This window comes from Nocardioides luteus, from assembly GCF_000960475.2.
GTDB classification, from domain to species: Bacteria; Actinomycetota; Actinomycetes; order Propionibacteriales; family Nocardioidaceae; genus Nocardioides; species Nocardioides luteus_A.
Map to the genome: position 1 here is coordinate 110,680 of NZ_JZDQ02000002.1, position 22,109 is coordinate 132,788.

A 22,109-nucleotide genomic window follows, 5' to 3' on the forward strand; every position below is an offset into this window, starting at 1 on the left:
GCCGTGGACGAGGCCGGCGGTTCGCATTGTCCGGGCGTCAGCGTCCTCAGCCTGGTTGGATGGTCGAGATGACCACGCTGAGGACGGACCGGCTCTCGATCGAGGGAGCGGAGGACCCGGTCGACGGGCCGCTGCCGTTGCTGCACGGTGTGCCGCGGCCAGGGTTCGAGCCCGATGCCGCGCCGTATCCGGACATGGCGGCGAACCTCGAGTACGGCCGGCCGAGCACGCTCCTGCCCTACACGGCTCAGGACTCCTACACCCGCCGGCGCGACCCTCGCGATCTGCCGACCCTGGCGCTGGAGAACGAGCTGCTCACCGCCACCTTCCTGCCCGGCTACGGCGGGCGGCTGTGGTCGCTGGTGCACCGGCCGTCGGGCCGGGAGCTCCTGCACCGCAACCCCGTCCTACAGCCGGCCAACCTGGCGCTGCGCGACGCCTGGGTGGCCGGCGGGGTCGAGTGGAACCTCGGCGCCACGGGGCACTGGCCACTCACCTGCTCCCCGCTGCACGCGGTGAGGCTGACCGCGCCGGACGGGAGCCCCGTCCTGCGGATGTACGAGCTGGAGCGGATGCGGCGGGTCGTGGTCACGATCGACGCGTGGCTGCCCGCCGGATCCCCGGTGCTGCTGGTGCACGTCTCGCTCCACAACCCCGCACCGAACCCGACCCCGGTCTACTGGTGGACCAACATCGCGGTGCCCGAAGGCCCGGACGTACGTGTCGTCGCGCCGGCCGAGCGGGCCTTCCACTTCGACTACGCGGAGCAGCTGCGGCTGATCGACTTTCCGGAGACGGCCGGCGGAGACCAGAGCTATCCGGCGAGGTTCGCCCGGGCGGCCGACTTCTTCATGGACGTCGCCGGCGGCGAACGCCGATGGATCGCCGCGCTCGACCGCGACGGCAGCGGGCTCGTCCAGGCCTCCACCGACCGGCTCATCGGCCGCAAGCTCTTCCAGTGGGGCAACGGCGCGGGTGGACGGAGGTGGCAGGAGTGGCTGTCCGGGCCGGGCGCTGCGTACCTCGAGATCCAGGCGGGCCTGGCACGTACGCAGCTCGAGCACCTTCCGCTGCCCGGCGGCGAGACCTGGGAGTGGGCCGAGGCGTTCGGCCTGCTCGAGGTCGCCCCCGAGCGGGCGCACGGCTCCTGGGACGAAGCCCGGGCGGCCGTGGACGAGGCGCTCGAGCGGCTCGTGCCGCGGACCCGGCTGGATGACGCACTCAGCGCGGCAGGAGGCTTCACGGGGCCGGCAGAGCCGCTCGCCCACGGGTCCGGGTGGGGCGCGCTCGAGGTCGCGGCCGGCGCTGTGCCGGCGGACCCGCTGCGCCCGTTCGGGACCTGCGCCGAGGACCAGGAGCCCTGGCTCGAGCTGCTGCAGCACGGCCGGCTGCCGATCAGCGACCCGCCCGCTGCTCCGGTCCTGGGCGCGCACTGGCGAGAGCTGCTGGAGGCCTCGGCCGACGACTGGCACGCGTGGTACCACCTCGGCCTGCTCCGGCTCGCCGACGGCGACCGCACGGCAGCTCGCACGGTCCTGGAGCGGTCGGTCGCCGATCGCCCCAACCCCTGGGCCCTACGCGCGCTCGCCCATCTCGCGGACCCACCCGCGGCGGACCTCCTGCTCGAGGCTCACCGCCTCCGTACCGACCTGCGCGAGCTCACCATCGAGCTGCTCCACGCGCTGATCGCCTCCGACCGCCCCGCCGAAGCGCTCGAGGTGATCGACTCCCTTGCCGACACCGACCGTGAGCACGGCCGGATCCGGCTGTGCACCGCACAGGCGGCGCTGGCCGTGGGCGACCTCGACCGGGTCCGCACACTCCTCGACGAAGGCATCACGGTCGACAACCTCCGCGAGGGCGAGGCCGCCTTGGACACGCTCTGGCGAGCCGTTCATCCCGGCGAGCCGGTGCCTGCGGCGTACGACTTCCGGATGTCTCCCGGCTGACGACCCTCAGGCGACCTTGTTCATCTCACCGGTGTGCTCGATGGACTCGTCGAGCTGGTGACGGGCGTCGGGGTGGCCGTGGAAGTGCTTGTAGGAGTAGCCCAGGACGGCGAGGGCGATGATGCAGGAGCCGATGAGGGTGACCCCGGTCCAGTCGCCGCCGAGGAGCCAGAGGGACGCCTCGAGCGGCCACCAGTGGGGCGCGGGCGGCTTGACCAGGAAGACCACGCCGACGGCACCGATGGAGAGCGCCCCCAGGGTCGAGGCCACGATGCGCGGCCAGGTCTCGACACCCTCGGCCGCACCACGGAGCGCCCGCAGCCGCACCGGCTCGACGTAGCGACGAGCCCAGGCGTACTGCCTCGAGAGCACGGCGAGCCCCCCGAAGACCATCAGGAGGCCGGGACCGGGCAGGATCAGCGCCGCGATGCCGGCGACCACGAGCAGCCACCCGACGATCTCGTAGGCGAGCCGCTTCGCTGCGGCTCCTGCGAGGGACTTCATGCCAATAGCCTGCCATTCGGGGACAACCCCGAGGGCAACTAGGGGAATTTTGCGGTCGGTCATGCGGCCAGGTCGTACTTGACGCCCTCGGGGCTCGGGAAGGTCAGCCACAGCACCGCGAGGACGAGGTGACCGACCGCGGGTACGACCAGGATGAGCTGCCACCAACCGGAGCGGTTGATGTCGTGCAGCCGCCGCGCGCCGAGCGCGATGGTCGGCACGAACGCGACCAGCGCATAGAGACCGATCACGAGGCTCGCCACATCGTTGCGCGCCAGCACGAGGACGATGAACATCAGAAGGTTCACGAGCATCGGCCAGAGCAGCTCGGTGCGGCTGGCGCGACCCGAGAATGTCGCGTACTTCTTCCAGAACCGCGCGTACGCCTCGGTGATCGAGGCCGCACGAAGCGGCTGGCTAAGGGGGATCGTCACGGGCAGGAACCTTAGGTGGCGGAGATCGGCTGCGTAAATGTCTGGCCGGGCATCTGTTCCAAATATCTACAAAGTTCATCTTCCCGTCGTAAACAGATGCAGACGGAACATCAAAGGGGCGGCGTACGGAACGAATTCCGTACGCCGCCCCCGGCTGTGGTCTCGATCAGGCCTGAGCGGCCTCGTCGATGGCAGCAGCGACGCGCTTGTGCGCCTCCCAGATCTCCTCGGGCAGCTTGAACTGCTTGAGGTGCTCCTCGCGGAAGCCCATCTCCTGCTTCCAGCGGGCCAGGTCCAGGGAGAGGATCCGGTCGAGGTCCTTCTGCGGCAGCTCGAGGCCGCGCAGGTCGAGCTCGTCCTCGGTCGGGATGATGCCGACGGGGCTCTGCTGGCCCTTGACCTCACCCTTCTTGAACTGCAGCAGCCACAGCAGCGCACGCACGTTCTCGCGGTAGCCGGGCCACAGGAAGTGACCGTCCTCGGCGTCACGCTGGAACCAGTTGACGTGGGCGAAGACCGGCTTGTCGGTGGCCTCGCCGATGATCTTCAGCCAGTGGCGGGCGTAGTCGCCCTCCTCGTAGGCGAGGAACGGACGCATCGACATCGGGTCGTAGCGGAGCACGCCCTCGAGGCCGTCGGCCGCGGCGGTCGCCTCGGCGCCCAGGGTGAGGCCGTCGTAGACGCCCTCGGCCACGTCGGTGATCGCGCGGATCAGCGGCTCGCGGTCACGGGTGCGGCCACCGAAGATGATCGCGTCGATCGGCACGCCGGCGGCGTCGTCGAAGTCGGGCGCCGCGTTGGGCACCTGCGAGATCGGCGTGGTGAACCGGGAGTTGGGGTGGGCCCAGGGCTCACCCAGCTCGTCGTCGATCCGGTCGGCGATGCGCTCGCCCTTCCAGTCGATCCAGCCGTCGAGGTCGTCCGGGTGGTGCTTGGTGAGCCCCTCCCACCAGACCTCCTGGGTCTTCTCGTTGTAGGCGACGTTGGTGAAGATCGCACCCGAGCCCGGCAGGATCGCCTGGATGGCGCCCGGGTTGGTCTTCTCGTTGGTGTCCTTGGCGACACCGAAGACGCCGTTCTCCGGGTTGAAGGCGCGCAGCTTGCCGTCCTCGCCGACCCAGATCCAGGCGATGTCGTCGCCGTAGAAGGTGACCTCGTAACGCTCGCCGAGCGCGTCGGGCGAGAGGGTCATCGAGAGGTTGGTCTTGCCGGAGGCCGAGGGGAAACCACCGACGACGTGGAACTCCTCACCGGTCTCCTTGTCCTTGATGCCCAGCAGCAGGAACTGCTCGGCCAGGAACTTGCCCGAGGCGCGGCCGTCGTAGCAGGCCTGGCGCAGCCCGTGGGCGATCTTGCCCAGCAGCGCGTTGCCGCCGTAGGAGGAGCCGAAGTGAAGGATCGTACGCTGGTCGGCGACCGTCGCGAACAGACGCTGGTCGTTGTCGGTCCCCTGCCCGAGGTTGGGCAGGTCGCCGGTCACGTGCACGGCACGGACGAACGAGTTCGGGTCCTCGAGGTTGTTGATGTAGTCGATGCCGACGCGGGCCATCCGGATCATCTGCTGCACGACCGGGCGGCTGTCGGTGAGCTCGACACCGGCGGCGTAGGCCTCGAGCGGGCTGCCCGCGGGAGCCATCAGGTAGGGGATGACGTACATCGTCTTGCCCACCGAGGCGCCGGTCATCCGCTCGGTGAGCGTCTTGACGGTCTCGTCAGCGGGCTTCCAGTTGTTGTAGACGCCCTTGTCCTCCGGGTTGGAGGTGGCGACCACGGTGCGCTCCTCGGAGCGCGCGGTGTCCTTGCTGTAGGAACGGCTGTAGTAGCGGCCGCCCGTCACCGGGAGGAGCTCACCAGCCTCCAGCGACTCCTGGAGGAGCCGCTCGTCGTCGGCTGCGCTGACAACCTCGATCTGCTCGGCTCCGGTCACCCCTGCCCAGTAGGAGACATACTCCCGCACATGAGGATTCGTCAGCCCCGCCTCATCGAGGACCTTGTCCACGTCAACCATTCCGACACCCTTCAAAAGTTTCGCCGATTGCAGGCACGTTACCCCAGTTGAAGAGGCCTCCAACCGGGGTACCGTGCACCAGAGTGGGTCATCGATCACGGGCCTGGACAATTGATCGATCCAACTGCGGGCCCTGTTCCGATAGCCGGTCCTGAGACCGTTGTGACCCCCATGTTTAAGTGAGAAACGCCTCATTTCGGTGAGCGGTCCGTAATGTGGATGTGACGCCGATGTCGCACCGTGACACGGATTACATCTAAGGTTTCGCGAGTGATCCCCCAACACGAATCTGTTGAATTGTTTCAATTCCTGCGCGGTCCAGAGGTCGCCTGATGGACCTCATTCTCGGGACTTTCGCCGCCTCCTTCACCGGAGGCCTCTTCCCCGTCATCAACTTCGAGACCTACCTCGCGGTGGCCGCCTCGAACCTCACCTTCTCGGCCCTGGTGCTCGCCCTGGTGGCCGGCGTCGGCCAGACCAGCTCGAAGGTCGTCTGGTACTACGCCGGCCACGGCACCACCGCTCTCCCCTTCGTCCGCAAGAAGATGTCGTGCGAGAAGTGGCGGCTGCGGATGGAGAAGTGGGAGCGGCGTACGCAGGGACGGCCCGCCTACGCCGGCGGCCTGCTCGCGGTCGCCGCGCTCAGCGGGCTTCCGCCGCTGGCGATCCTCGCGGTGGTCTACGGCTCGCTCAAGGCCAACCTGATGCTCTTCGTCGGCATCACGTTCGTGGGCCGCGTACTCCGTTCGTGGGTGATCCTGGAGGCGGCGGCGTTCGCCTGGTTGCGGACGTGAGCGCCGGGCCCAGGGATACCCGGTCGACCGGGTATCCCTGGACTTGACGGGCACTGAAACACCCACCAAGTCCGCGAAGTGCCCGCCCAGTACGGCACACCGTCTCGCGATGCGGTCAGCCGCGAGCGCGAGATTCGTCCTGCGACGTCGGTGGACCACCTTAGAATCCGGCTATGCCTCAACCAGCCGGATTCGTCGGAGTCACCGCCAACCTCGGTCTCAAGGAGGGCGCTGACGACTTCGCCGTCGTCGCCGCCCCCTCCGGCCCCGTCACCAGCGCTGCGGTCTTCACCCGATCCCGCTTCGCCGGCGCCTCGGTGCTGCTCTCCCGAACCTCGGACCTCGCCGCGTTCCGCGGGATGGTGACCATCTCGAAGAACGCCAACGTCGCGACCGGCCCGACGGGCGAGGCCAACGCCGTGGAGGTACGCCGCCGGGCAGCCGAGATCGTCGGGGTCCGCCCCGAGGAGCTGCTGGTCGCCTCGACCGGCGTGATCGGCGTGCAGTACCCGATGGACGTGCTCACGCCCGCGCTGGAGAAGCTCGTCGGCACCGCGGGCGCGGCCGACTTCGAGGCCGCCGCGGCGGCGATCATGACGACCGACACGATCGCCAAGATAGAGACCCGGACCGTGGGCGAGGCGACGATCACCGGGATCGCCAAGGGCGTCGGGATGCTCGAGCCAGACATGGCCACGATGCTGACCTACTTCTTCACCGACGCCGCGGTCCCGGCCGACGATCTCGACGCGGCCTTCCGCCGGGTCGTCGACCGCACCTACAACGCGGTCTCGATCGACACCGACACCTCCACCTCCGACACCGCCGCGATCTTCGCCTCGGGGGCAGCTGGCCCGGTCGACCTGGGCGAGTTCGAGGCGGCGCTCTACGACGCCGCGCTGGCCCTGGTGAAGAAGATCGCCTCGGACGGCGAGGGCGCCTCCAAGCTGATCACGGTCGTGGTCAGTGGCGCCCGCGACGACGCCCAGGCCAAGCGGGTCGGCAAGGCCATCGTGAACTCGCCGCTGGTCAAGACCGCCGTGCACGGCGCCGACCCCAACTGGGGCCGGGTCGCGATGGCCATCGGCAAGCTCCGCGAGGAGACCGACATCTCCCCCGACCACGTCCGCATCGCCTTCGGCGGCACCGAGACCTACCCCGCTCAGGTCTCGGCAAATCTATTGGCGGATTTGTCGACTTATCTGTCCGGCGACGAGGTCTCGATCGAGGTAGACCTCGGGATCGCATCGGGTGAGTTCACGGTCTACGGCTGCGACCTCACCGACGGCTACATCCGCATCAACGCCGACTACACGACCTGACGGCCCCTCCCGCTCAGCCGGCCTGCGCGGAGCGCTCCTGGGCGAGCAGCGCCGAGGCGCGACGTACGACCAGCTCGACCACGTCGGGATGCGGGCCGATGACGTCGGCGACGACCTCGGCCCCGGCGGCCTCGGAGCGGGACCGGACCAGGTCGGAGAAGAAGCCGGGGGCGAGCAGGTAGGGCGAGACGGCGTCGCCGGGGCGTACGACCTCGTCGACGGGCGGAGCGCCGGAGCCGGAGACGGTGGCGACCCGGACCGGACCGCCCCAGGCCGTTGCCAGCATCAGGCCGGCGGACGCGATGTCAGCCCGGGCCGAGGGGTCGTTGGAGCCCGCGGCGACCAGGACCACGGGACGACCAGGAGAAGCACCGGCGGCGACCAGCCGGGACACCTGCGCAGAGGCGAGCAGCGGGTCCGGGCCGAGGGCGCGGCCCATCGTCACGGGCAGCCCCTCGGCGGCCTGCGGCAGGTCGACGTTGATGTGATAGCCGGTCGAGAGCAGCAGCGGGACCACGACCGAGGGCTGGCCGTCGGCCAGGACATCGGTCAGCAGCGGCTCGCAGAGCTCGACGTACGCGGCCTTCGACTCCATCCCCAGCACGCGGCCCGCGCGCTTGGCGATGATCGAGGCGACCGCGTTGCCGAGCAGCTGGCGGGTGCCGTGGGCGGCGACGACGAGCCTCATGAGGCCACCGCCAACCGGTAGCCGCGCTTCACGACGGTCTGGATGGTCTTGGTGCCCAGCGCCGAACGGAGCCGGGCGACGGCCATCTCGACCGCATGCTCGGAGCCGGCGGTGCCGGAGGGCAGCGTGGCGAGCAGGACCTGCCGGGAGACGACGTTGCCGGGGTTGGCGACGAGCGCGCCCAGGACGGCGGCCGGAGCCGGCGAGAGCTTCACCTCGGCACCGTCGAGCATCACCGCGTCGTCGTGGAGCAACAGCTGGTGACCGCCGGCGAGCTCGACGAGGAGGCCCTCGCGTCGCAGCGGCAGCTCGGTCTCGAGCATCTTGATCATGGCCGCGGTGCGGGAGCGGTCGGGGACCATGGTCGGTACGCCCCACATCTCGAAGGCGGCGGCGGTGACGGGGCCGACACAGGCCGCGACCACGTCGGCCTGGAACGCCGCCACGACCTCGTCGCGCAGGCCGACCGAGCCGGCCGCCTGCATGAACGCGGCGACCGCCGGCGCGGAGGTGAAGGTCACCGCGTCCAGCTCGCCGTCGGCCAACGTCTCGACCAGCCGGAACATCGGCTCCGGGTCGGAGGCCGACTCGACCCGGTAGACGACGACGTTGATGACCTCGGCACCCTGCCGGGTGAGCGCGTGCGCGACCATCGACAGCGACTGCCCGTGCTCCTGCACCACGATCCGCTTGCCGGTCAGATCACGTCCGCGCAGGTGCTCCAGGACGTCGTCGAACTCCTCCGACTCCGGCGCCCACAGCTCACGCAGACCGCGTCGCCGGAGCGCTCCGACCGACTTCGGTCCGCGCGCCAGGATCTCGGCTCTGCCGAGCGTCTCCAGGAGCCGGTCGAGGAGTCCCCACTCCTCGGCGGCGTCGAACCATGCGCGGGTCCCGATGCCGGTCGTGGCCAGGAACATGTCGATCTTCTGGCCGATGATCTGCTCGGTCACCGCGCGCAGCGCGCCGGCGTCGACCCGGTTGGGGTCGACGGAGAGGGCGGGCGCCCAGACCACCTGGGAGCCCCGCCTCTCGAGCAGGTTGATCTGCTCCTCGGCCTTCCGCGCCGCGGTCACCCCGACGCGGAAGCCGCTCAGCGCGCGACTGTCCACATCGGAATCGTAGATCTCCTGAGCCTTGTGCACCGCCATGCTTCCACCTTGCGACGGCGGCGTTTCACCGTGCGTGGCCTGCTCGATCGTCGGCGCTAACTTTCGCTCACGGCCTCACGGGAGCCATCTACTCCCGGCGACCCCCGATGCGTACCTCTCCGTCGACGACGTCGACCTCGTAGGTCGGGACCGACACCGACGGGTCGTCGAGGCACAGACCGGTCTCGAGCGCGAACGGCTGCTTGAGCAGCGGCGATGCGACGAACGGCACCTCGCCGCGCGTGCCGACGATGCCGCGGGCGAGCACGGAGGCGTGGCCGTACGGATCGAAGTTGGAGAGCGCGAAGACGCGGTCGTCCAGGGTCCGGAAAACGGCCACCGCCTCGCCCCTGACCAGCGCGGCGATGCCGGTCTCGGGGTCGATGTCGTCGAGGCGGCAGACGGAGATGTACGTCTGGGTCTGCGTCTGGGTCATCGCGACTCCTCCAGGTTGGGTGCGCCGACAGGGATGGTGGCACCGAGCGAGACCGGGCCGACGAGAGCCGGGCCGTCCGCGACGTCCGGCACGATCTGGCCACGGGTGGACCCGAAGGAGATGTTGGGGTCCGGGATCTCGGGGGCGTTGACGAAGGAGACGAACCGCTTCAGCTTCTCCGGGTCCTCGATCGTCGCCTTCCACTCGTCGAAGTAGCCGTCGACGTGCGTGGCCATCGCGGCCTCGAGCTCGGTGCCCAGGCCGAGGACGTCGTCGATCACGACCTCCCTGACCCGGTCCAGGCCGCCGTCGAGGGACTCGATCCAGGTCGAGGTGCGCTGGAGGCGGTCGGCGGTGCGTACGTAGTACATGAGGAAGCGGTCGAGGTAGCGGACCAGGTCCTCGGTGCTCAGGTCACCGGCGAGCAGCTGGGCGTGGGCCGGGATGGCGCCGCCGTTGCCCCCGACGTACAGGTTCCAGCCCTTCTCGGTGGCGATGACACCGAAGTCCTTGCCGCGGGCCTCCGCGCACTCGCGGGCGCACCCGGAGACACCGCCCTTGAGCTTGTGCGGAGAGCGCAGCCCGCGGTAGCGGGTCTCCAGCATGATCGCCAGACCGACGGAGTCCTGGACGCCGTAGCGGCACCAGGTGGAGCCGACGCAGGACTTCACGGTTCGCAGCGACTTCCCGTAGGCGTGGCCGGACTCGAAGCCGGCGTCGACCAGCCGCTTCCAGATCGCCGGCAGGTCCTCCATCCGGGCACCGAACATGTCGATGCGCTGGCCGCCGGTGATCTTGGTGTAGAGGCCGAACTCCTTGGCCACCTCACCGATCACGATCAGGCCCTCCGGGGTGATCTCGCCGCCGGGGATGCGCGGGACGACGGAGTAGGAGCCGTTCTTCTGGAGGTTGGCCAGGTAGGCGTCGTTGGTGTCCTGGAGCTTGCGGTTCTCCTTGGCGAGCACGTGGCCGTTGAGCTGGCTGGCCAGGATCGACGCGACGGCGGGCTTGCAGATGTCGCAGCCGCGGCCGGTGCCGTGGGCCTCGATGATCTGGTCGAAGGTCTTGTAGCCGTGGATCAGGACCACGTCGAAGAGCTCGGCGCGGGTCATCGCGAAGTGCTCGCACAGGCTGGTGTCGACGGTCTTGCCCTGGGCGGTGAAGTAGTCCTCGACGATCTTCTTGACCTGCACCTTGCAGGAGCCGCAGGTGCTTCCCGCCTTGGTGGTCCGGGTGACGTCCGCCGCGCTCTCGCAGCCGTTGTCGACGGCCGCCTCGATCTCACCCCGGGTGACGTTGTTGCACGAGCAGATCTGCGCCTCCGGAGGAAGCTGGATCCCTCCCCCACCGCCCGTGGACTGGGGGAGGATCAGCTCCTCCGGGTTCTCCGGAAGTGCCATGCCGGAAGCGACCATGGGACGGAGCAGGCCGTACGCCGAGGCGTCGCCGACCAGCACGCCGCCGAGCAGGCGGGTGCCGTCCTCGCTGATCACCAGCTTCTTGTAGACGCCCGCGACGGCGTCGGAGTAGGTCAGCTCGAGGCACTCGTCGGTGGTGCCGTGCGCGTCGCCGAAGCTCGCGACGTCGACACCGAGCAGCTTGAGCTTTGTCGACATATCGGCACCGGTGAAGGTGCCGGCGCCACCCAGCAGGGCGTCGGCGACGACCTCGGCCATGTCATAGCCGGGAGCGACCAGGCCGTACATCTTCCCGCCGGGCGCGGCGCACTCGCCGACCGCCCACACGTGCGGGTCGGAGGACCGGCACTGCTCGTCGACGAGGACGCCGCCACGCTCGGCCAGGTCCAGGCCCGCCGATCGGGCGAGCGCGTCGCGCGGGCGGATGCCGGCCGAGAAGACGACCATGTCGACCGCCAGCGGCTCCTCGACGTCCTTGAACTTCAGGGCGCTGACCTTGCCGTCGAGGATGCCGCTCTCGTCCTCGTCCACGACCGAGACCACCGCGTCGGGCGAGATCGACTCCGTCATCACCCCGGTGTGGACGGTGAGGCCGAGCTTCTCGATGTGGCGCTTGAGCGTGTTGCCGCCGGCGTCGTCGACCTGCACGGCCATCAGCCGCGGCGCGAGCTCGACCACGTGGGTCTCGACCCCGAGCTGGTGCAGCGCGTTGGCCGCCTCAAGCCCGAGCAGGCCGCCGCCGATCACCGCACCTGCGCGAGCCGTCTTGGCGGCCTCGCGGATCGCCTCGAGGTCCTCGATCGTGCGGTAGACGAACACGTTCCCGAGCTCCGCACCCGGCACCGGCGGCACGAACGGTGCCGCTCCGGTGGCGAGCACCAGCTCGTCGTACGCCATCTCCTCGCCGTCGGCGAGCATCACCGTCTGGGCCGCCGTGTCGATCTCGACGACGCTCGTGCCGGTGCGCAGCGTGACCCGCGGGTCCTCGTAGGCGCCGGACGGCAGGAAGGAGAGCGCCTCGGCGCCGACCTCGAAGAAGCTGGTGAGCGCCACCCGGTCGTACGCCGGGCGTGGCTCCTCACCGAAGACCACGATGTCGTGGGTCTCGGTGAGACCGCGCTCGATCGCGGCGGTCACGAACCGGTGACCGACCATGCCGTGGCCGACGACGACGACCTTCTTGCGGAGGTGAGGGCTCATGACGTAGTTCCTTCCACACTGAGCTGCCCGTTGCTGGGCTGGCTAGCACTGATCTGACTGGCGTTGAGCTGGCTACCGCTGGGCCGCGTGGCCAGAAGCTGACGTACGGCCGGCGCGCAGCCGCCGCATCCGGTGGTGGCGCGGGTGGTGTCGCGTACGTCCTCGAGGGACCGGCACGCCCGGATCCGGCCGGCGCTGACCCCGGCGCAGGCACACACCTCCGCGTCGTCCGGGAGCTGCGGGATCCCGGAGCCCGACGCGGACGCCTCGGGCAGCAGCAGCTGTCCGGCCTCGTGCTCGCCGAGGACCGTCTGCCGGTCGAAGGCCTGGGTGATCAGGCCGACCCGGCTCAGGTCCCCGACGAGGGCGCCGGCGACGATGCGACCGTCGCGGACCACCAGCTTGCGGTGGGTGCCCTTGATCGGGTTGGCGATCTCGACGATCTCGCCGGTCTCGTTCTGGGGCTCGCCGAGGACGCAGACGTCGAGGTCAGTGGCGCGGAGGCGGGCGACGACGCGGTGCCCCTGATAGGCCGCCTGGTTGCCGGCGAGCACGTCGGCGAGGACGCCGGCCTGCTCCCAGGCGGGGCTGACGAAGCCGGTGGTGGTCGCGTTGTGCTCGGCGCAGTCGCCGATCGCGTAGACATCGGGGTCGTCGACGCTGCGCAGCTGGTCGTCGACGACGATGCCGCGGTTGACGGTGAGCTCGGCGCGGCGGGCGAGGTTGGCGCGCGGGCGGCCGCCCGCTGTGAGCACCACCAGGTCGGTCTCGAGGGTGTAGCCGTTGTCGAGCTGGAGGCCCTCGTCGGTCAGCCGGGTCGCGCGGGCGCCCAGGTAGACCTGGGTGCCGAGCTTGGCCATCGACCGCTTCAGCACCTTGCCGGCCGAGGCGTCGACCTGGCTGCTGAGCAGGTGGTCGCGGCCCTCGACGATCTCGGTCTCGATGCCGCGTACGGCCAGAGCGCGGGAGACCTGGAGGCCGAGCAGGCCGCCGCCGACGATCACCGCGCTCCGCGGGAGGCGCGGGTTGTCACGGAGGCCCTGTTCATCGAGCAGAGTCAGCAGCCGCGCGCAGTCGTCGAGGCTGCGGAAGGCCTGCACCCGCGGGTCCATCGAGCCGTCCATCCGCACCACGCCGCGGATCGGCGGCAGGCTCGGGATCGCCCCGGTCGCCAGCACCACTGCGTCGTAGGGGACCCTCGTCCGGTCGGCGAGCTCGACCGTCCTGGTGTCTCGGTGGATGTCCACGACGAGGCTGTCCAGGCGGAGGTCGACTCCCCGGTCGGCGTACCACTGCTTCTCGCGCAGGGCCAGCGCGCCGGGACGGTGGGTGCCCTCGAGCACGGCGGAGAGCAGGATCCGGTTGTACGGCACGTGCTGCTCCTCCGCGAGCACGGTCGTCTGCGGGCCGAGGCCGCGCGCGACCAGTCCCTCGACGAGCCGCGCCGCGGCCATGCCGCCACCGACGATGACGATCTTGCGCTCGCTCATGGGCTCGCTCATGCGCTCACCGCCGCGGCGCAGACCTTGAACTCGGGCATCCGGCTGGAGGGGTCGAGCGCGTCGTTGGTGAGCTTGTTGGCGCCGACCCAGTGGAACGGCACGAAGACCGTGTCCGGGCGGATCGTGGTCACGACCCGGGCCGGCGCCTTCATCTCGCCACGCGGGGTGCGTACGACCACCGGGTCGCCGTCGTGGGCGCCGACGCGGTCGGCCAGCAGCGGGTGGAGCTCGACGAACGCGCCCTCGTCGGGGAGCTCCTTGATCCGCCGGGTCTGGGCACCGGACTGGTACTGCGCGAGCACCCGGCCGGTGGTGAGGTGGAGCGGGTAGTCGGCGGTCGGCTGCTCGGCAGCACCCCGGTGGGCGACGTCGATGAAGCGGGCGCGGCCGTCGGCGTGGAAGAAGGAGTCGGCGAAGAGGCGCGGGGTGCCCTCGGCGCCTTCGGCGCAGGGCCAGAAGACGCCGTCCTCGTCGCGGATGCGGTCGTAGGTGATGCCGCTGTAGTCGGCCTTGCCGCCCTTCGTGGCCGCCCGGAGCTCTTCGAAGATCTCCTCGGGGTCGGTCGACCAGGTCGAGGCGGCGCCCAGGCGGGTGGCGAGGCCGGTGATGATGTCGAGGTCGTTCCTGACCCCGTCGGGTGCGCTGATCGCCTGGTTGCGCAGGATGACCCGGCCCTCGAGATTGGTCATGGTGCCGCTCTCCTCGGCCCACTGGGTGACCGGCAGCACCACGTCGGCCAGGGCCGCGGTCTCGCTCATCACCATGTCGGCGACAACGAGCAGGTCGAGGGCTGCCAGGCGCTCGGTGACATGGGTGGCGTTCGGAGCGGAGACGACGATGTTGGAGCCGAAGACGAGCAGGCTCTTGGGGCCCTCGGGAGTGCCGAGCGCGTCGAGCAGCTCGTAGGCGGAGCGGCCCTTGCCGGGGATCGTCTCGGGGTCGACGCCCCAGACCGCGGCCACGTGCGCGCGGGCCGCGGGGTCGTCGATCATCCGGTAACCGGGAAGCTGGTCGGCCTTCTGGCCGTGCTCACGGCCACCCTGGCCGTTGCCCTGGCCGGTGAGGCAGCCGTAGCCGGCGTACGTCTTGCCGGGCATGCCGAGGGCGAGCGCGACGTTGAGCCAGGCCAGGACGGTCGCGGTGCCCTGGGCGTGCTGCTCGGCGCCGCGCGCGGTCAGGACGGTCACCTTCTCCGCGTTCGCGAGCAGGGTGGCGAGCTCGCGCACCTGGCTCGCCTCGACGCCGGTGACCCGCTCGACCATCTCCGGCCACCAGGCAGCCACGGAGCGGCGTACGTCCTCGAAGCCTGTGGTCCGCTCGGCGACATAGTCCTCGTCGACCGCGCCGGCCGCGTCGAGCAGGTGCAGGACGCCGAGCGCGAGGGGCAGGTCGGTGCCGGGGACCGGCTGGAGGAAGAGGTCGGCGCGCTCGCCGGTCGAGGTCAGCCGCGGGTCGATGACGACGACCTTGCCGCCGTTCTCACGCAGCCGGTCGAGATGACGGGCCGCCGGCGGCATCGTCTCGGCGAGGTTGGAGCCGACGAGCACGCAGACGTCGGTCTTCTCGATGTCGGCCAGAGGGAACGGCAGCCCGCGGTCGACGCCGAAGGCCTGGTTGCCGGCCGACGCCGCCGAGCTCATGCACCAGCGGCCGTTGTAGTCGATCTGCGAGGTGCCGAGGGCGACCCGGGCGAACTTGCCGAGCTGGTAGGCCTTCTCGTTGGTCAGCCCGCCGCCGCCGAACACGGCGTTCGCGTCGGCGCCGTGGGCATCGCGCAGGTCGGCGAGCTTCGTGGCGACCAGGTCGAGCGCCTCGTCCCACGTCGCCGCACTCCACTCCCCCGTCGCCCGGTCCCGCACCATCGGGGTCGTCAGCCGCTCCCTGCTCCCTCGCAGGCCGGCCGCCGTCCACCCCTTGCGGCACAGAGCACCCTCGTTCACCGGGAACGCTCGCTCACTGACCTCCAGCCGGGGACCCTTGCGCGAAAGGGTCATCCCGCACTGCAAGCTGCAGTAAGGACAGTGGGTGTCGGTCACGCGTACTCACACCGTTTCGGGTCGGGGACTGGCGACCTCTACCTTCCGGTGTCAAGGTTTCGCCCCGACCTGCTTCCCGTACCCCTTCCGTCAACTTCCGCTCACCACCTCACAATCCCGCCGACAAGTCACCCCGGTCGGCCGAGACGTCAGGCCCGTCGGCCGAGGCGTCAGGCCGGTCGGCCGAAGCGTCAGGCCGGTCGGCCGAAGCGTCAGGCCGGTCGGCCGAAGCGTCAGGCCCATCGGCCGAAGCGTCAGGCCCATCGGCCGAAGCGTCAGGCCCATCGGCCGAAGCGTCAGGCCCATCGGCCGACGCGGGTGACGCCTCGGCGATCAGGGAGTACGCCGCCGCAGGGTCGCCGAGCCGAGGGCGAGGCCGGCGACGACGAAGCCGGCGACGACGGCGAGGTCGGACCAGACGTCGCCGGTGCCGGTGGAGGTGACGAGGTGGGTCATCGCGTCGACCGCGTAGGAGAGTGGGAGTACGTCGGAGATGGCCTCGAGCACCGACGGCAGCGAGTCCCGCGGGACCAGCAGACCGCACAGCAGGATCTGCGGGACGACGATCGCGGGCATGAACTGGACCGCCTGGAACTCGGTCGTCGCGAACGCCGATACGAGCAGGCCGAGCGCGGTGCCGAGGACGGCGTCGACGATCGCGACGACGACGAGCATCGCGACCGAGCCGGTGATCTCCAGCCCGAGCAGCCCCACGCTCACCGCCACGGCGACACCCGACTGCACGGCAGCCAGCAACCCGAAGGCCAGGGCGTAGCCGAGCAGGAAGTCGCCCTTGCCCAGCGGCATCGCGAGCAGCCGCTCGAGCGTCCCCGAGGAGCGCTCGCGCAGCGTGGTCACCGAGGTGACCAGGAACATCACGATGAACGGGAAGATCGCCAGCAGGGCGGGGCCGATCCGGTCGAAGATCGGGGCGGGCGACTCCTCGTACATCCACCACAGCAGCGACATCAGGAGCGTCGGCAGGACCACCAGCATCACCAGGGTGCGACGGTCGCGCCGGATCTGGGCGAGCACGCGCCCGGTCACCGCGAGGGTCCGTCGAAGGCTCATCGAACCGCTCCCCTCACCAGGGCCAGGAAGGCGTGCTCGATGTCGTCGGCGCTCGCCTTCTGCTTGATCTCGGCCGGGCTGCCGTCGGCGAGGAACGCGCCGTCACGCATCAGCAGCAACCGGTCGCAGCGTTCGGCCTCGTCCATCACATGGCTGGAGACGATGACCCCCACCCCCGCGGTCGCCAGGTCCCGGAAGGTGCCCCACAGCTGTTCACGCAGCACCGGGTCGAGCCCGACGGTCGGCTCGTCGAGCACCAGCAGCTCCGGCGAGCCGAGCAGAGCGGCGGCGAGTCCGACCCGCGAGCGCTGCCCGCCGGAGAGATCGCGTACGACCTGGTCCTTGTGGTCGATCAGGTCCACCGTCTCGATGGCGTCGGAGACCGCCGACCGCGGCGCACCCAGCACGCGCGTGAAGAACTTCAGGTTCTCGGTGACCGTCAGGTCTTCGTAGACGCTGGCCTCCTGCGTGACGTAGCCGATCTTCGGGCGCAGCGCCGCCGCGCCTGCCGGGCGGCCGAGGACGGTCAGGGACCCGGTGACCTTCGCCTGCACGCCGACAAGGGCCCGCATCAACGTCGTCTTGCCGCACCCGGACGGCCCGAGCAGCCCGGTGACCTCACCCGCCCGGATGGAGAAGTCGAGGCCATGGAGGACCTCGCGCTTCCCGCGTACGACTCGGAGACCTGAGGCCTCCACCACGTTATTCATCACATGATGAAATGTGGCACGCCGCGACGCCGCGCGCAAGAGGACTACGGCAAAGGCCCGGTCAGATAGCCCTGGACCACCGGTGCGTACGTCGCCACCAGCGTCTCCGCCGGCGCCGAGGCGAGCGGCTCGATCCGGGCGACGTAGCGGAGTACGACCATCCCGACCAGCTGCGAGGCGACCAGGGTCATCCGCCGCTCCGGGTCGTCGAGCCCGAGCGCCTCACCCACCGGCCTCAGGATCAGCCGCCCGAACGCCTCCGGCACCAGCGCCTTCCCCTCCGGCTCGAAGACGCTGCGCACCAGCGCCATCAGCGGGAGCCGCGACTCCTCGTCGTCCCAGACGCTCAGCAGGAGCCGCACCAGGCGCTCGCCGGCGCCCTCACGTCCTCCGGCGGTGACGACCGGCACGATCTCGCGGGGGTCGATCCGCAGCTCCAGGGAGGCGACGAAGAGGTCCTCCTTGGTGCCGAAGTAGTGGTGCACCAGCGCGGAGTCGACCCCGGCGGCGGTCGCGATCCCGCGGACCGAGGTCGCGGCGTACCCCTGCTGCGCGAAGCGCTGCCGAGCCGCCGCCAGGATCGCCGCCCGCGTGTCCGGCGAACCGGGCCTGCGCCCCCGCCGCGGTGCCGTCGTGCTCATGCGACCACGCTAACCCGCCGACGTCCGCTCGAGGCGAGGCTCCGTCCGGCGCAACCACGCCGCCGGACGACCGACGAGCCATTCGAGCGGTCCGGGACGACCCCACGCGGTGACGAGCGCGCCGATCGTCATCACGACGAGCACGTGCACGACGTACGTGTCGGGGCTCTCCGGCGGCCAGACCGCATCGGTCCTCATCACCACGTGCAGCGTGTAGAGGGTGAGGGTCATCGTGCCGGCGCCGAACAGCACCGCCATCCCGACCCGCCACCGGTCGGGCAGCCGGAGCGCGATCATCTGGCAGGCGCCGATGGCGAACATCGAGCTGCCGATCGTCTGCGCCAGGTCGAACGGCGTGGACGAGTGCGGCGCGACGACCAGCAGCCACTGCCAGCCGCCGTCGACCGGCGTCTGACCGTAGAGACCCTCGCTCATCGACGTCAGCGCGTCGTCGATGTCCAGCCCGGGATAGCTGCGCAGCAGCACCTCGGCCACCGATGGCAGCCGGGTCAGCCGCTCCGAGAGCCAGGTGGCCGAGACGGAGATGATGACGCCGCCCGTCCAGAGCATCGAGACCACGAGCCGGTTGCGCAGGTCGATGCGGCCGATGGCCATCCCGATCAGCAGGTACGCCAGCCACGGGACGGCCGGGTAGTAGCCGGTGAAGAGCAGCTCGGCGAGCAGCCGGCCGGGCTCCAGCAGCTGGGACGGCTCGGGGCTGGCGAACTGCCGCGGCGGCAGCATCGGCCTGATGACCTGCGACAACAGCGGCCCGACCACGACCCAGACCACGCCGAGCAGCCACAGCCACCGCGCCCGCAGCCGGAGGAACGGGATGCCGAGCAGGAACAGGACCCCGTAGTAGGTCAGGATGATCGCGATGTTGGTGCCGAGCGAGCCGAGCACCAGCCCGAGCGCGGCGATCAGCACCGCCCGCACGGCCAGCCCCAGGGACCGCGACCTCAGGACGCGGCCCTGCACCGGCTGCTGACGTCCGGTCATCAGCGCCAGGCTGACCCCGGCCAGCACCGCGAAGAGCGCCGCGGACCGGCCACCGGCGACGGCCTGGATCCGGGTCAGCTCCCCGGTCGCGTCGACCGGATCGAGCACGTGCGTCGCCATCATGCCGAGCAGGGCCAGGCACCGCGCCACGTCCACACCGACGAGACGGGTCGAGAGTCGGTCGGCGAGATGGGACGAGATGGCGGACATCGACCCAAGAGTAGAGATATCTCACGCAGGCGCGAGGTTCACCCGGGCGTGCGCCCTGCTTTACCGTGGGAACGATGTCCGTAGATGCCTCCCTGACCCGCTCGTGGGCAGGGCACGATGCCGGCAGCAGCGGCTACCGGCGGATCCTGATCGGCCTCTTCGCCGCCGGGATCGCGACCTTCGGGCAGATGTACTCCACCCAGGGCATCCTCCCCACCGTTGCGCACGCGCTCGAGGTCGACGAGGCCTCGGCCGCGCTCACCGTCTCGATGGCGACCCTCGGGCTCGCGGTCAGCGTCCTCGGCTGGTCGTGGATCGCCGACCGCATCGGCCGCGCCCCGGCGATGAAGATCGCGCTCTCGATCTCGCTGGTCCTCGGCCTGCTCACTCCCCTCGCCCCCGGCTTCACCACGCTCCTCGTCCTGCGCAGCCTCGAAGGCCTCGCGCTCGGCGGCGTACCCGCGCTCGCGGTCGCCTACCTCGCCGAGGAGATCCACGTACGCCACGTCAGCCTCGCCGCGGCCATCTACATCTCCGGCACCACCGTCGGCGGCCTCCTCGGCCGGGTCATCACCGGCCCGTTCGCCGACCTCGGCGGCTGGCGCCTGGGCGTCACCGCCGGCGGTGTCCTCTCCGCGATCGCCGCGATCATCGCCATCACCCTGATACCACGCGCCCGGGGCTGGGTCCGCCCGACCGGCAAGCCGGAGACCTCCGTACGCGACGGGGTGCTCGCCAACCTCCGCGACCCGGGCATGCTCGTCCTCTACGGGCAGGCAGCACTGCTGATGGGCGGGTTCGTGGCGACGTACAACTATCTGGGTTTCCGCCTCGAGCGCGAGCCCTTCGGGCTGCCGGTGGCGATCTCCAGCCAGATCTTCTTCGCCTACCTCGGCGGCACCGTCTCCTCCTCGGTCGCCGGCCGCCTGGCCGCCACCCACGGGCGCCGAAAGGTGATGCTGACCTGCGTCGTCATCACGATCGTCGGCGTCGCGATGACCCTCCCCGACAACCTCGCGATGGTCCTGACCGGCCTCTTCGTCCTCACCACCGGCTTCTTCGGCGCCCACGGCGTCGCCTCGGGCTGGGTCGGCGCCCGCGCCCGCGTCGGCAAGGCGCAGGCCAGCGCCCTCTACAACCTCTTCTACTACGGCGGCTCGAGCCTCTTCGGCTGGCTGCTGGGCTATGCGTACGTCGTCGGCTGGTGGGGCGTCGCCACCGCCGTCCTCCTCCTCGCCCTGACCTCGCTCACCTGGTCCTGGCTCGCCGCCCGCGACTGACGTTCAGGATCTCCCGGCGCGAGCTTCACCTGAACAGAATTCTTCGTCGGCCTCGCCGACGACGCAGAGCGTGAGCCCCAGCGGATAACGAAACGAGTCGGACACCCCATTCGCCTCCGTCGCGATCGTGAGGTAAGGCGAGTAGGCCGACCTACCATCGGCCAGGGCGACCTCCACATACAGAGCCGCAGGCTCCTCCGATGCCCCGCATTTGTGGGACACGTCTCGCTGGTCGGCGGTCAGCCCGAGCTCTGCGAACGACTGCCTAGCGCCACCGACGTCCGCCATCTTGTCGAGCACCGTGAATCGACGCACCTCGAGTCCAGAGTCTGGTGCTGCTTCGACGGACTTCACCCGCCCACTGCCCTCGCCCCCTTCGAAGCAGAGTCCGGTGACATGGATGGTGTTGATCTCGCCGGCGGAGACGTCCACGACTCGAAGACCAGCGGAGAAGTCCACCCCGCCCGCTGCGGCTACCCGCCCGCCATTACTTCCTGAGTTCTCGCCACAGGCAGACAGTGCGATGGCTAGCAACATTGCGCCGCATGCGGCCGGGGTGGTCCTCATTCACGCCACCGCAGCCACTACACGGGCCGACTGCTCGCGACCAGCTGATGAACTCCAACAGAGCTTGGCCCGTCCAGTGAAGTCGCCGAAACTGAGGCTGGTGTCGGAGTTGTACCCCGATTGGGCCGATACGTTGACCTGAGCCAGATCGACGCCGGTGCCGTAGGTCGTGTTCCGACCCGTGTCCTTGGTGTAGCTGTAGCCTGAATCATAGGTGTTGCATCGGGAGTAGTGCAGTCTGGAGACGAGGACGTAACCCGCCACAAGCTCCTGAACGCTGTATGGTCTCCAGTAGTAGCCATAGCCGGGTCCACACGAATTCGTGTAATAGCGATACTTGACCCTGTTGTAGTAGCGACGTGCTGTGGCGATCCCGCCCTGAGCCGCTCTTGAGTTCGTTGACCTGGATGTCGAGCCACTACCCTTCCAGCCATTGCCGAAGGTGACAGCCACTCCAAGCGAGTGAGACGTTCCTCGGCCTTGCGTCACCTTCACCTTGGCATTGGCTACGCCCTGCGCGATCACGAACGATTCAGGTCGTTGCGACTGGTACTTGCTCGTCGCGATCGAATAGCACTCCTCCATAGGAGTGATGCCTGACTCCCTTCCTCGGTCCGAGAGGAGCGTGTCGATCTTTCGTCGGTCAACCACTGAGGTCGTGCTGAACCCGGAGGCCTTCCCCGGACCCAGCGCCAGCCCTTCTTCATCCGAAAGGAGGTCTGGATCTGCCCTCAAGTCCACTTCGGATACTGCGGAACTCTGGAACGCTCCGGTTCCCAAGTCGAACTGCAAATCGATGGGACTGGCACTGTCGACATCCGTGGCAACCACCTCAGTCGAGGTCCAGCCGCTAGGGGTCGCTAGAAGGGAAAGGGACCTCTCCGCCTCGTGCTCCTTGTCAGCGACGATCACATCGACGTCGACCTGCCCGGTTTCGGAGACGAGGTCCTTGGGAAGCGAGGATGAGTCCAACTGGACCGTGAAACCTCCGCTCGCGTCGGTCTGAGCAGTTGCGACAACCTGAGACTCGACCTTCTGGTCATCCCCAAGAGACGCCAACACTGACTGGTTGGGCCATGCGATGACGACAACGTCCGCGCCGTCAACCGAGACGCCCTTGCTCCACACCGTTCCCGTCAACGCGGTGTCTGCAAGCAACGGCGCAGTCACGGGAGGGGCGGCCGCC

The 22,109-nt window shown here is 69.7% G+C and carries 19 protein-coding genes; 4 read left to right on the forward strand and 15 right to left on the reverse strand.

Annotation, left to right across the window (positions count from 1 at the left end; all coding sequences use genetic code 11):
• The first annotated feature begins 68 nt into the window (after window positions 1–68).
• The gene (locus UG56_RS01855; protein WP_071326832.1) at window positions 69–1,949 is read left to right on the forward strand and encodes a DUF5107 domain-containing protein; all 1,881 of its coding nucleotides are present in this window, start codon (window positions 69–71) and stop codon (window positions 1,947–1,949) included.
• 6 nt (window positions 1,950–1,955) lie between these two features.
• On the opposite strand, the gene UG56_RS01860 is transcribed toward UG56_RS01855, so the two are convergent.
• The 3 genes from UG56_RS01860 to UG56_RS01870 form a co-directional block, all read right to left on the reverse strand.
• Window positions 1,956–2,453: a PGPGW domain-containing protein gene (locus tag UG56_RS01860; protein ID WP_045547164.1), complete on the reverse strand. Its 498-nt coding sequence runs from the start codon at window positions 2,451–2,453 to the stop codon at window positions 1,956–1,958.
• Between the two features lie 59 nt (window positions 2,454–2,512).
• The gene (locus UG56_RS01865; RefSeq protein WP_052693168.1) at window positions 2,513–2,887 is read right to left on the reverse strand and encodes a DUF805 domain-containing protein; all 375 of its coding nucleotides are present in this window, start codon (window positions 2,885–2,887) and stop codon (window positions 2,513–2,515) included.
• A gap of 166 nt (window positions 2,888–3,053) precedes the next feature.
• Window positions 3,054–4,895 carry a phosphoenolpyruvate carboxykinase (GTP) gene (locus UG56_RS01870; RefSeq protein ID WP_045547163.1) on the reverse strand — a complete coding sequence of 614 codons (1,842 nt, stop codon included), beginning with the start codon at window positions 4,893–4,895 and terminating at the stop codon, window positions 3,054–3,056.
• A gap of 332 nt (window positions 4,896–5,227) precedes the next feature.
• Between UG56_RS01870 and UG56_RS01875 the strand changes: the two genes are divergently transcribed.
• On the forward strand, window positions 5,228–5,689 hold the full coding sequence (locus UG56_RS01875) for a hypothetical protein (RefSeq protein ID WP_045547162.1): 462 nt from the start codon (window positions 5,228–5,230) through the stop codon (window positions 5,687–5,689).
• A gap of 173 nt (window positions 5,690–5,862) precedes the next feature.
• The gene (argJ, locus tag UG56_RS01880) at window positions 5,863–7,011 is read left to right on the forward strand and encodes a bifunctional glutamate N-acetyltransferase/amino-acid acetyltransferase ArgJ (RefSeq protein ID WP_045547161.1); all 1,149 of its coding nucleotides are present in this window, start codon (window positions 5,863–5,865) and stop codon (window positions 7,009–7,011) included.
• A gap of 13 nt (window positions 7,012–7,024) precedes the next feature.
• Here the strand turns inward: argJ and UG56_RS01885 are convergent, their stop codons facing one another.
• From UG56_RS01885 to UG56_RS01930, 10 genes are all read right to left on the reverse strand, one after another.
• Entirely contained in the window at window positions 7,025–7,699 is a 675-nt protein-coding gene (locus UG56_RS01885; protein ID WP_045547160.1) for a sirohydrochlorin chelatase, read from the reverse strand.
• Complete coding sequence (locus UG56_RS01890; RefSeq protein WP_045547159.1) at window positions 7,696–8,850, reverse strand: uroporphyrinogen-III synthase; 1,155 nt, start codon at window positions 8,848–8,850, stop codon at window positions 7,696–7,698. The genes UG56_RS01885 and UG56_RS01890 overlap by 4 nt, the downstream gene beginning before the upstream one ends.
• A gap of 88 nt (window positions 8,851–8,938) precedes the next feature.
• Window positions 8,939–9,286, reverse strand: a complete 348-nt coding sequence (nirD, locus tag UG56_RS01895) for a nitrite reductase small subunit NirD (RefSeq protein WP_045547158.1) — start codon at window positions 9,284–9,286, stop codon at window positions 8,939–8,941.
• Entirely contained in the window at window positions 9,283–11,904 is a 2,622-nt protein-coding gene (nirB, locus tag UG56_RS01900; protein WP_045547157.1) for a nitrite reductase large subunit NirB, read from the reverse strand. The genes nirD and nirB overlap by 4 nt, the downstream gene beginning before the upstream one ends.
• Window positions 11,901–13,406, reverse strand: coding sequence for an FAD-dependent oxidoreductase (locus UG56_RS01905; protein WP_256206390.1), 1,506 nt, complete (start codon window positions 13,404–13,406; stop codon window positions 11,901–11,903). Before UG56_RS01905 ends, nirB begins: the two co-directional genes overlap by 4 nt.
• Entirely contained in the window at window positions 13,403–15,442 is a 2,040-nt protein-coding gene (locus tag UG56_RS01910; protein WP_084100315.1) for a molybdopterin oxidoreductase family protein, read from the reverse strand. Before UG56_RS01910 ends, UG56_RS01905 begins: the two co-directional genes overlap by 4 nt.
• 333 nt (window positions 15,443–15,775) lie before the next feature.
• Window positions 15,776–16,513, reverse strand: coding sequence for an ABC transporter permease (locus UG56_RS01915; RefSeq protein ID WP_045547153.1), 738 nt, complete (start codon window positions 16,511–16,513; stop codon window positions 15,776–15,778).
• Window positions 16,510–17,223: a heme ABC exporter ATP-binding protein CcmA gene (ccmA, locus tag UG56_RS01920; protein WP_045547152.1), complete on the reverse strand. Its 714-nt coding sequence runs from the start codon at window positions 17,221–17,223 to the stop codon at window positions 16,510–16,512. Before ccmA ends, UG56_RS01915 begins: the two co-directional genes overlap by 4 nt.
• 44 nt (window positions 17,224–17,267) lie before the next feature.
• Complete coding sequence (locus UG56_RS01925) at window positions 17,268–17,864, reverse strand: TetR/AcrR family transcriptional regulator (protein ID WP_045547151.1); 597 nt, start codon at window positions 17,862–17,864, stop codon at window positions 17,268–17,270.
• A 9-nt stretch (window positions 17,865–17,873) separates the two neighbouring features.
• The gene (locus UG56_RS01930) at window positions 17,874–19,076 is read right to left on the reverse strand and encodes a heparan-alpha-glucosaminide N-acetyltransferase domain-containing protein (protein WP_045547150.1); all 1,203 of its coding nucleotides are present in this window, start codon (window positions 19,074–19,076) and stop codon (window positions 17,874–17,876) included.
• Between the two features lie 74 nt (window positions 19,077–19,150).
• Between UG56_RS01930 and UG56_RS01935 the strand changes: the two genes are divergently transcribed.
• Window positions 19,151–20,356, forward strand: a complete 1,206-nt coding sequence (locus tag UG56_RS01935; protein WP_045547149.1) for an MFS transporter — start codon at window positions 19,151–19,153, stop codon at window positions 20,354–20,356.
• Window positions 20,357–20,359: 3 nt separating this feature from the next.
• On the opposite strand, the gene UG56_RS01940 is transcribed toward UG56_RS01935, so the two are convergent.
• Both UG56_RS01940 and UG56_RS01945 read right to left on the reverse strand, forming a co-directional pair.
• Entirely contained in the window at window positions 20,360–20,788 is a 429-nt protein-coding gene (locus UG56_RS01940) for a hypothetical protein (protein ID WP_143054869.1), read from the reverse strand.
• 135 nt (window positions 20,789–20,923) lie between these two features.
• Window positions 20,924–22,081, reverse strand: a complete 1,158-nt coding sequence (locus UG56_RS01945; protein WP_143054870.1) for a hypothetical protein — start codon at window positions 22,079–22,081, stop codon at window positions 20,924–20,926.
• Between the last annotated feature and the right edge of the window lie 28 nt (window positions 22,082–22,109).

Bases quoted from the DNA above. Each gene is read 5' to 3' on its own strand.
- UG56_RS01885 (WP_045547160.1), bottom strand. From the start codon at position 7,699: ATGAGGCTCGTCGTCGCCGCCCACGGCACCCGCCAGCTGCTCGGCAAC.
- UG56_RS01860 (WP_045547164.1), bottom strand. From the start codon at position 2,453: ATGAAGTCCCTCGCAGGAGCCGCAGCGAAGCGGCTCGCCTACGAGATC.
- UG56_RS01915 (WP_045547153.1), bottom strand. From the start codon at position 16,513: ATGAGCCTTCGACGGACCCTCGCGGTGACCGGGCGCGTGCTCGCCCAG.
- UG56_RS01890 (WP_045547159.1), bottom strand. From the start codon at position 8,850: ATGGCGGTGCACAAGGCTCAGGAGATCTACGATTCCGATGTGGACAGT.
- ccmA (WP_045547152.1), bottom strand. From the start codon at position 17,223: ATGAATAACGTGGTGGAGGCCTCAGGTCTCCGAGTCGTACGCGGGAAG.
- UG56_RS01905 (WP_256206390.1), bottom strand. From the start codon at position 13,406: ATGAGCGAGCCCATGAGCGAGCGCAAGATCGTCATCGTCGGTGGCGGC.
- argJ (WP_045547161.1), top strand. From the start codon at position 5,863: ATGCCTCAACCAGCCGGATTCGTCGGAGTCACCGCCAACCTCGGTCTC.
- UG56_RS01925 (WP_045547151.1), bottom strand. From the start codon at position 17,864: ATGAGCACGACGGCACCGCGGCGGGGGCGCAGGCCCGGTTCGCCGGAC.
- UG56_RS01875 (WP_045547162.1), top strand. From the start codon at position 5,228: ATGGACCTCATTCTCGGGACTTTCGCCGCCTCCTTCACCGGAGGCCTC.
- UG56_RS01935 (WP_045547149.1), top strand. From the start codon at position 19,151: ATGTCCGTAGATGCCTCCCTGACCCGCTCGTGGGCAGGGCACGATGCC.
- UG56_RS01855 (WP_071326832.1), top strand. From the start codon at position 69: ATGACCACGCTGAGGACGGACCGGCTCTCGATCGAGGGAGCGGAGGAC.
- nirD (WP_045547158.1), bottom strand. From the start codon at position 9,286: ATGACCCAGACGCAGACCCAGACGTACATCTCCGTCTGCCGCCTCGAC.
- UG56_RS01930 (WP_045547150.1), bottom strand. From the start codon at position 19,076: ATGTCCGCCATCTCGTCCCATCTCGCCGACCGACTCTCGACCCGTCTC.
- UG56_RS01870 (WP_045547163.1), bottom strand. From the start codon at position 4,895: ATGGTTGACGTGGACAAGGTCCTCGATGAGGCGGGGCTGACGAATCCT.
- nirB (WP_045547157.1), bottom strand. From the start codon at position 11,904: ATGAGCCCTCACCTCCGCAAGAAGGTCGTCGTCGTCGGCCACGGCATG.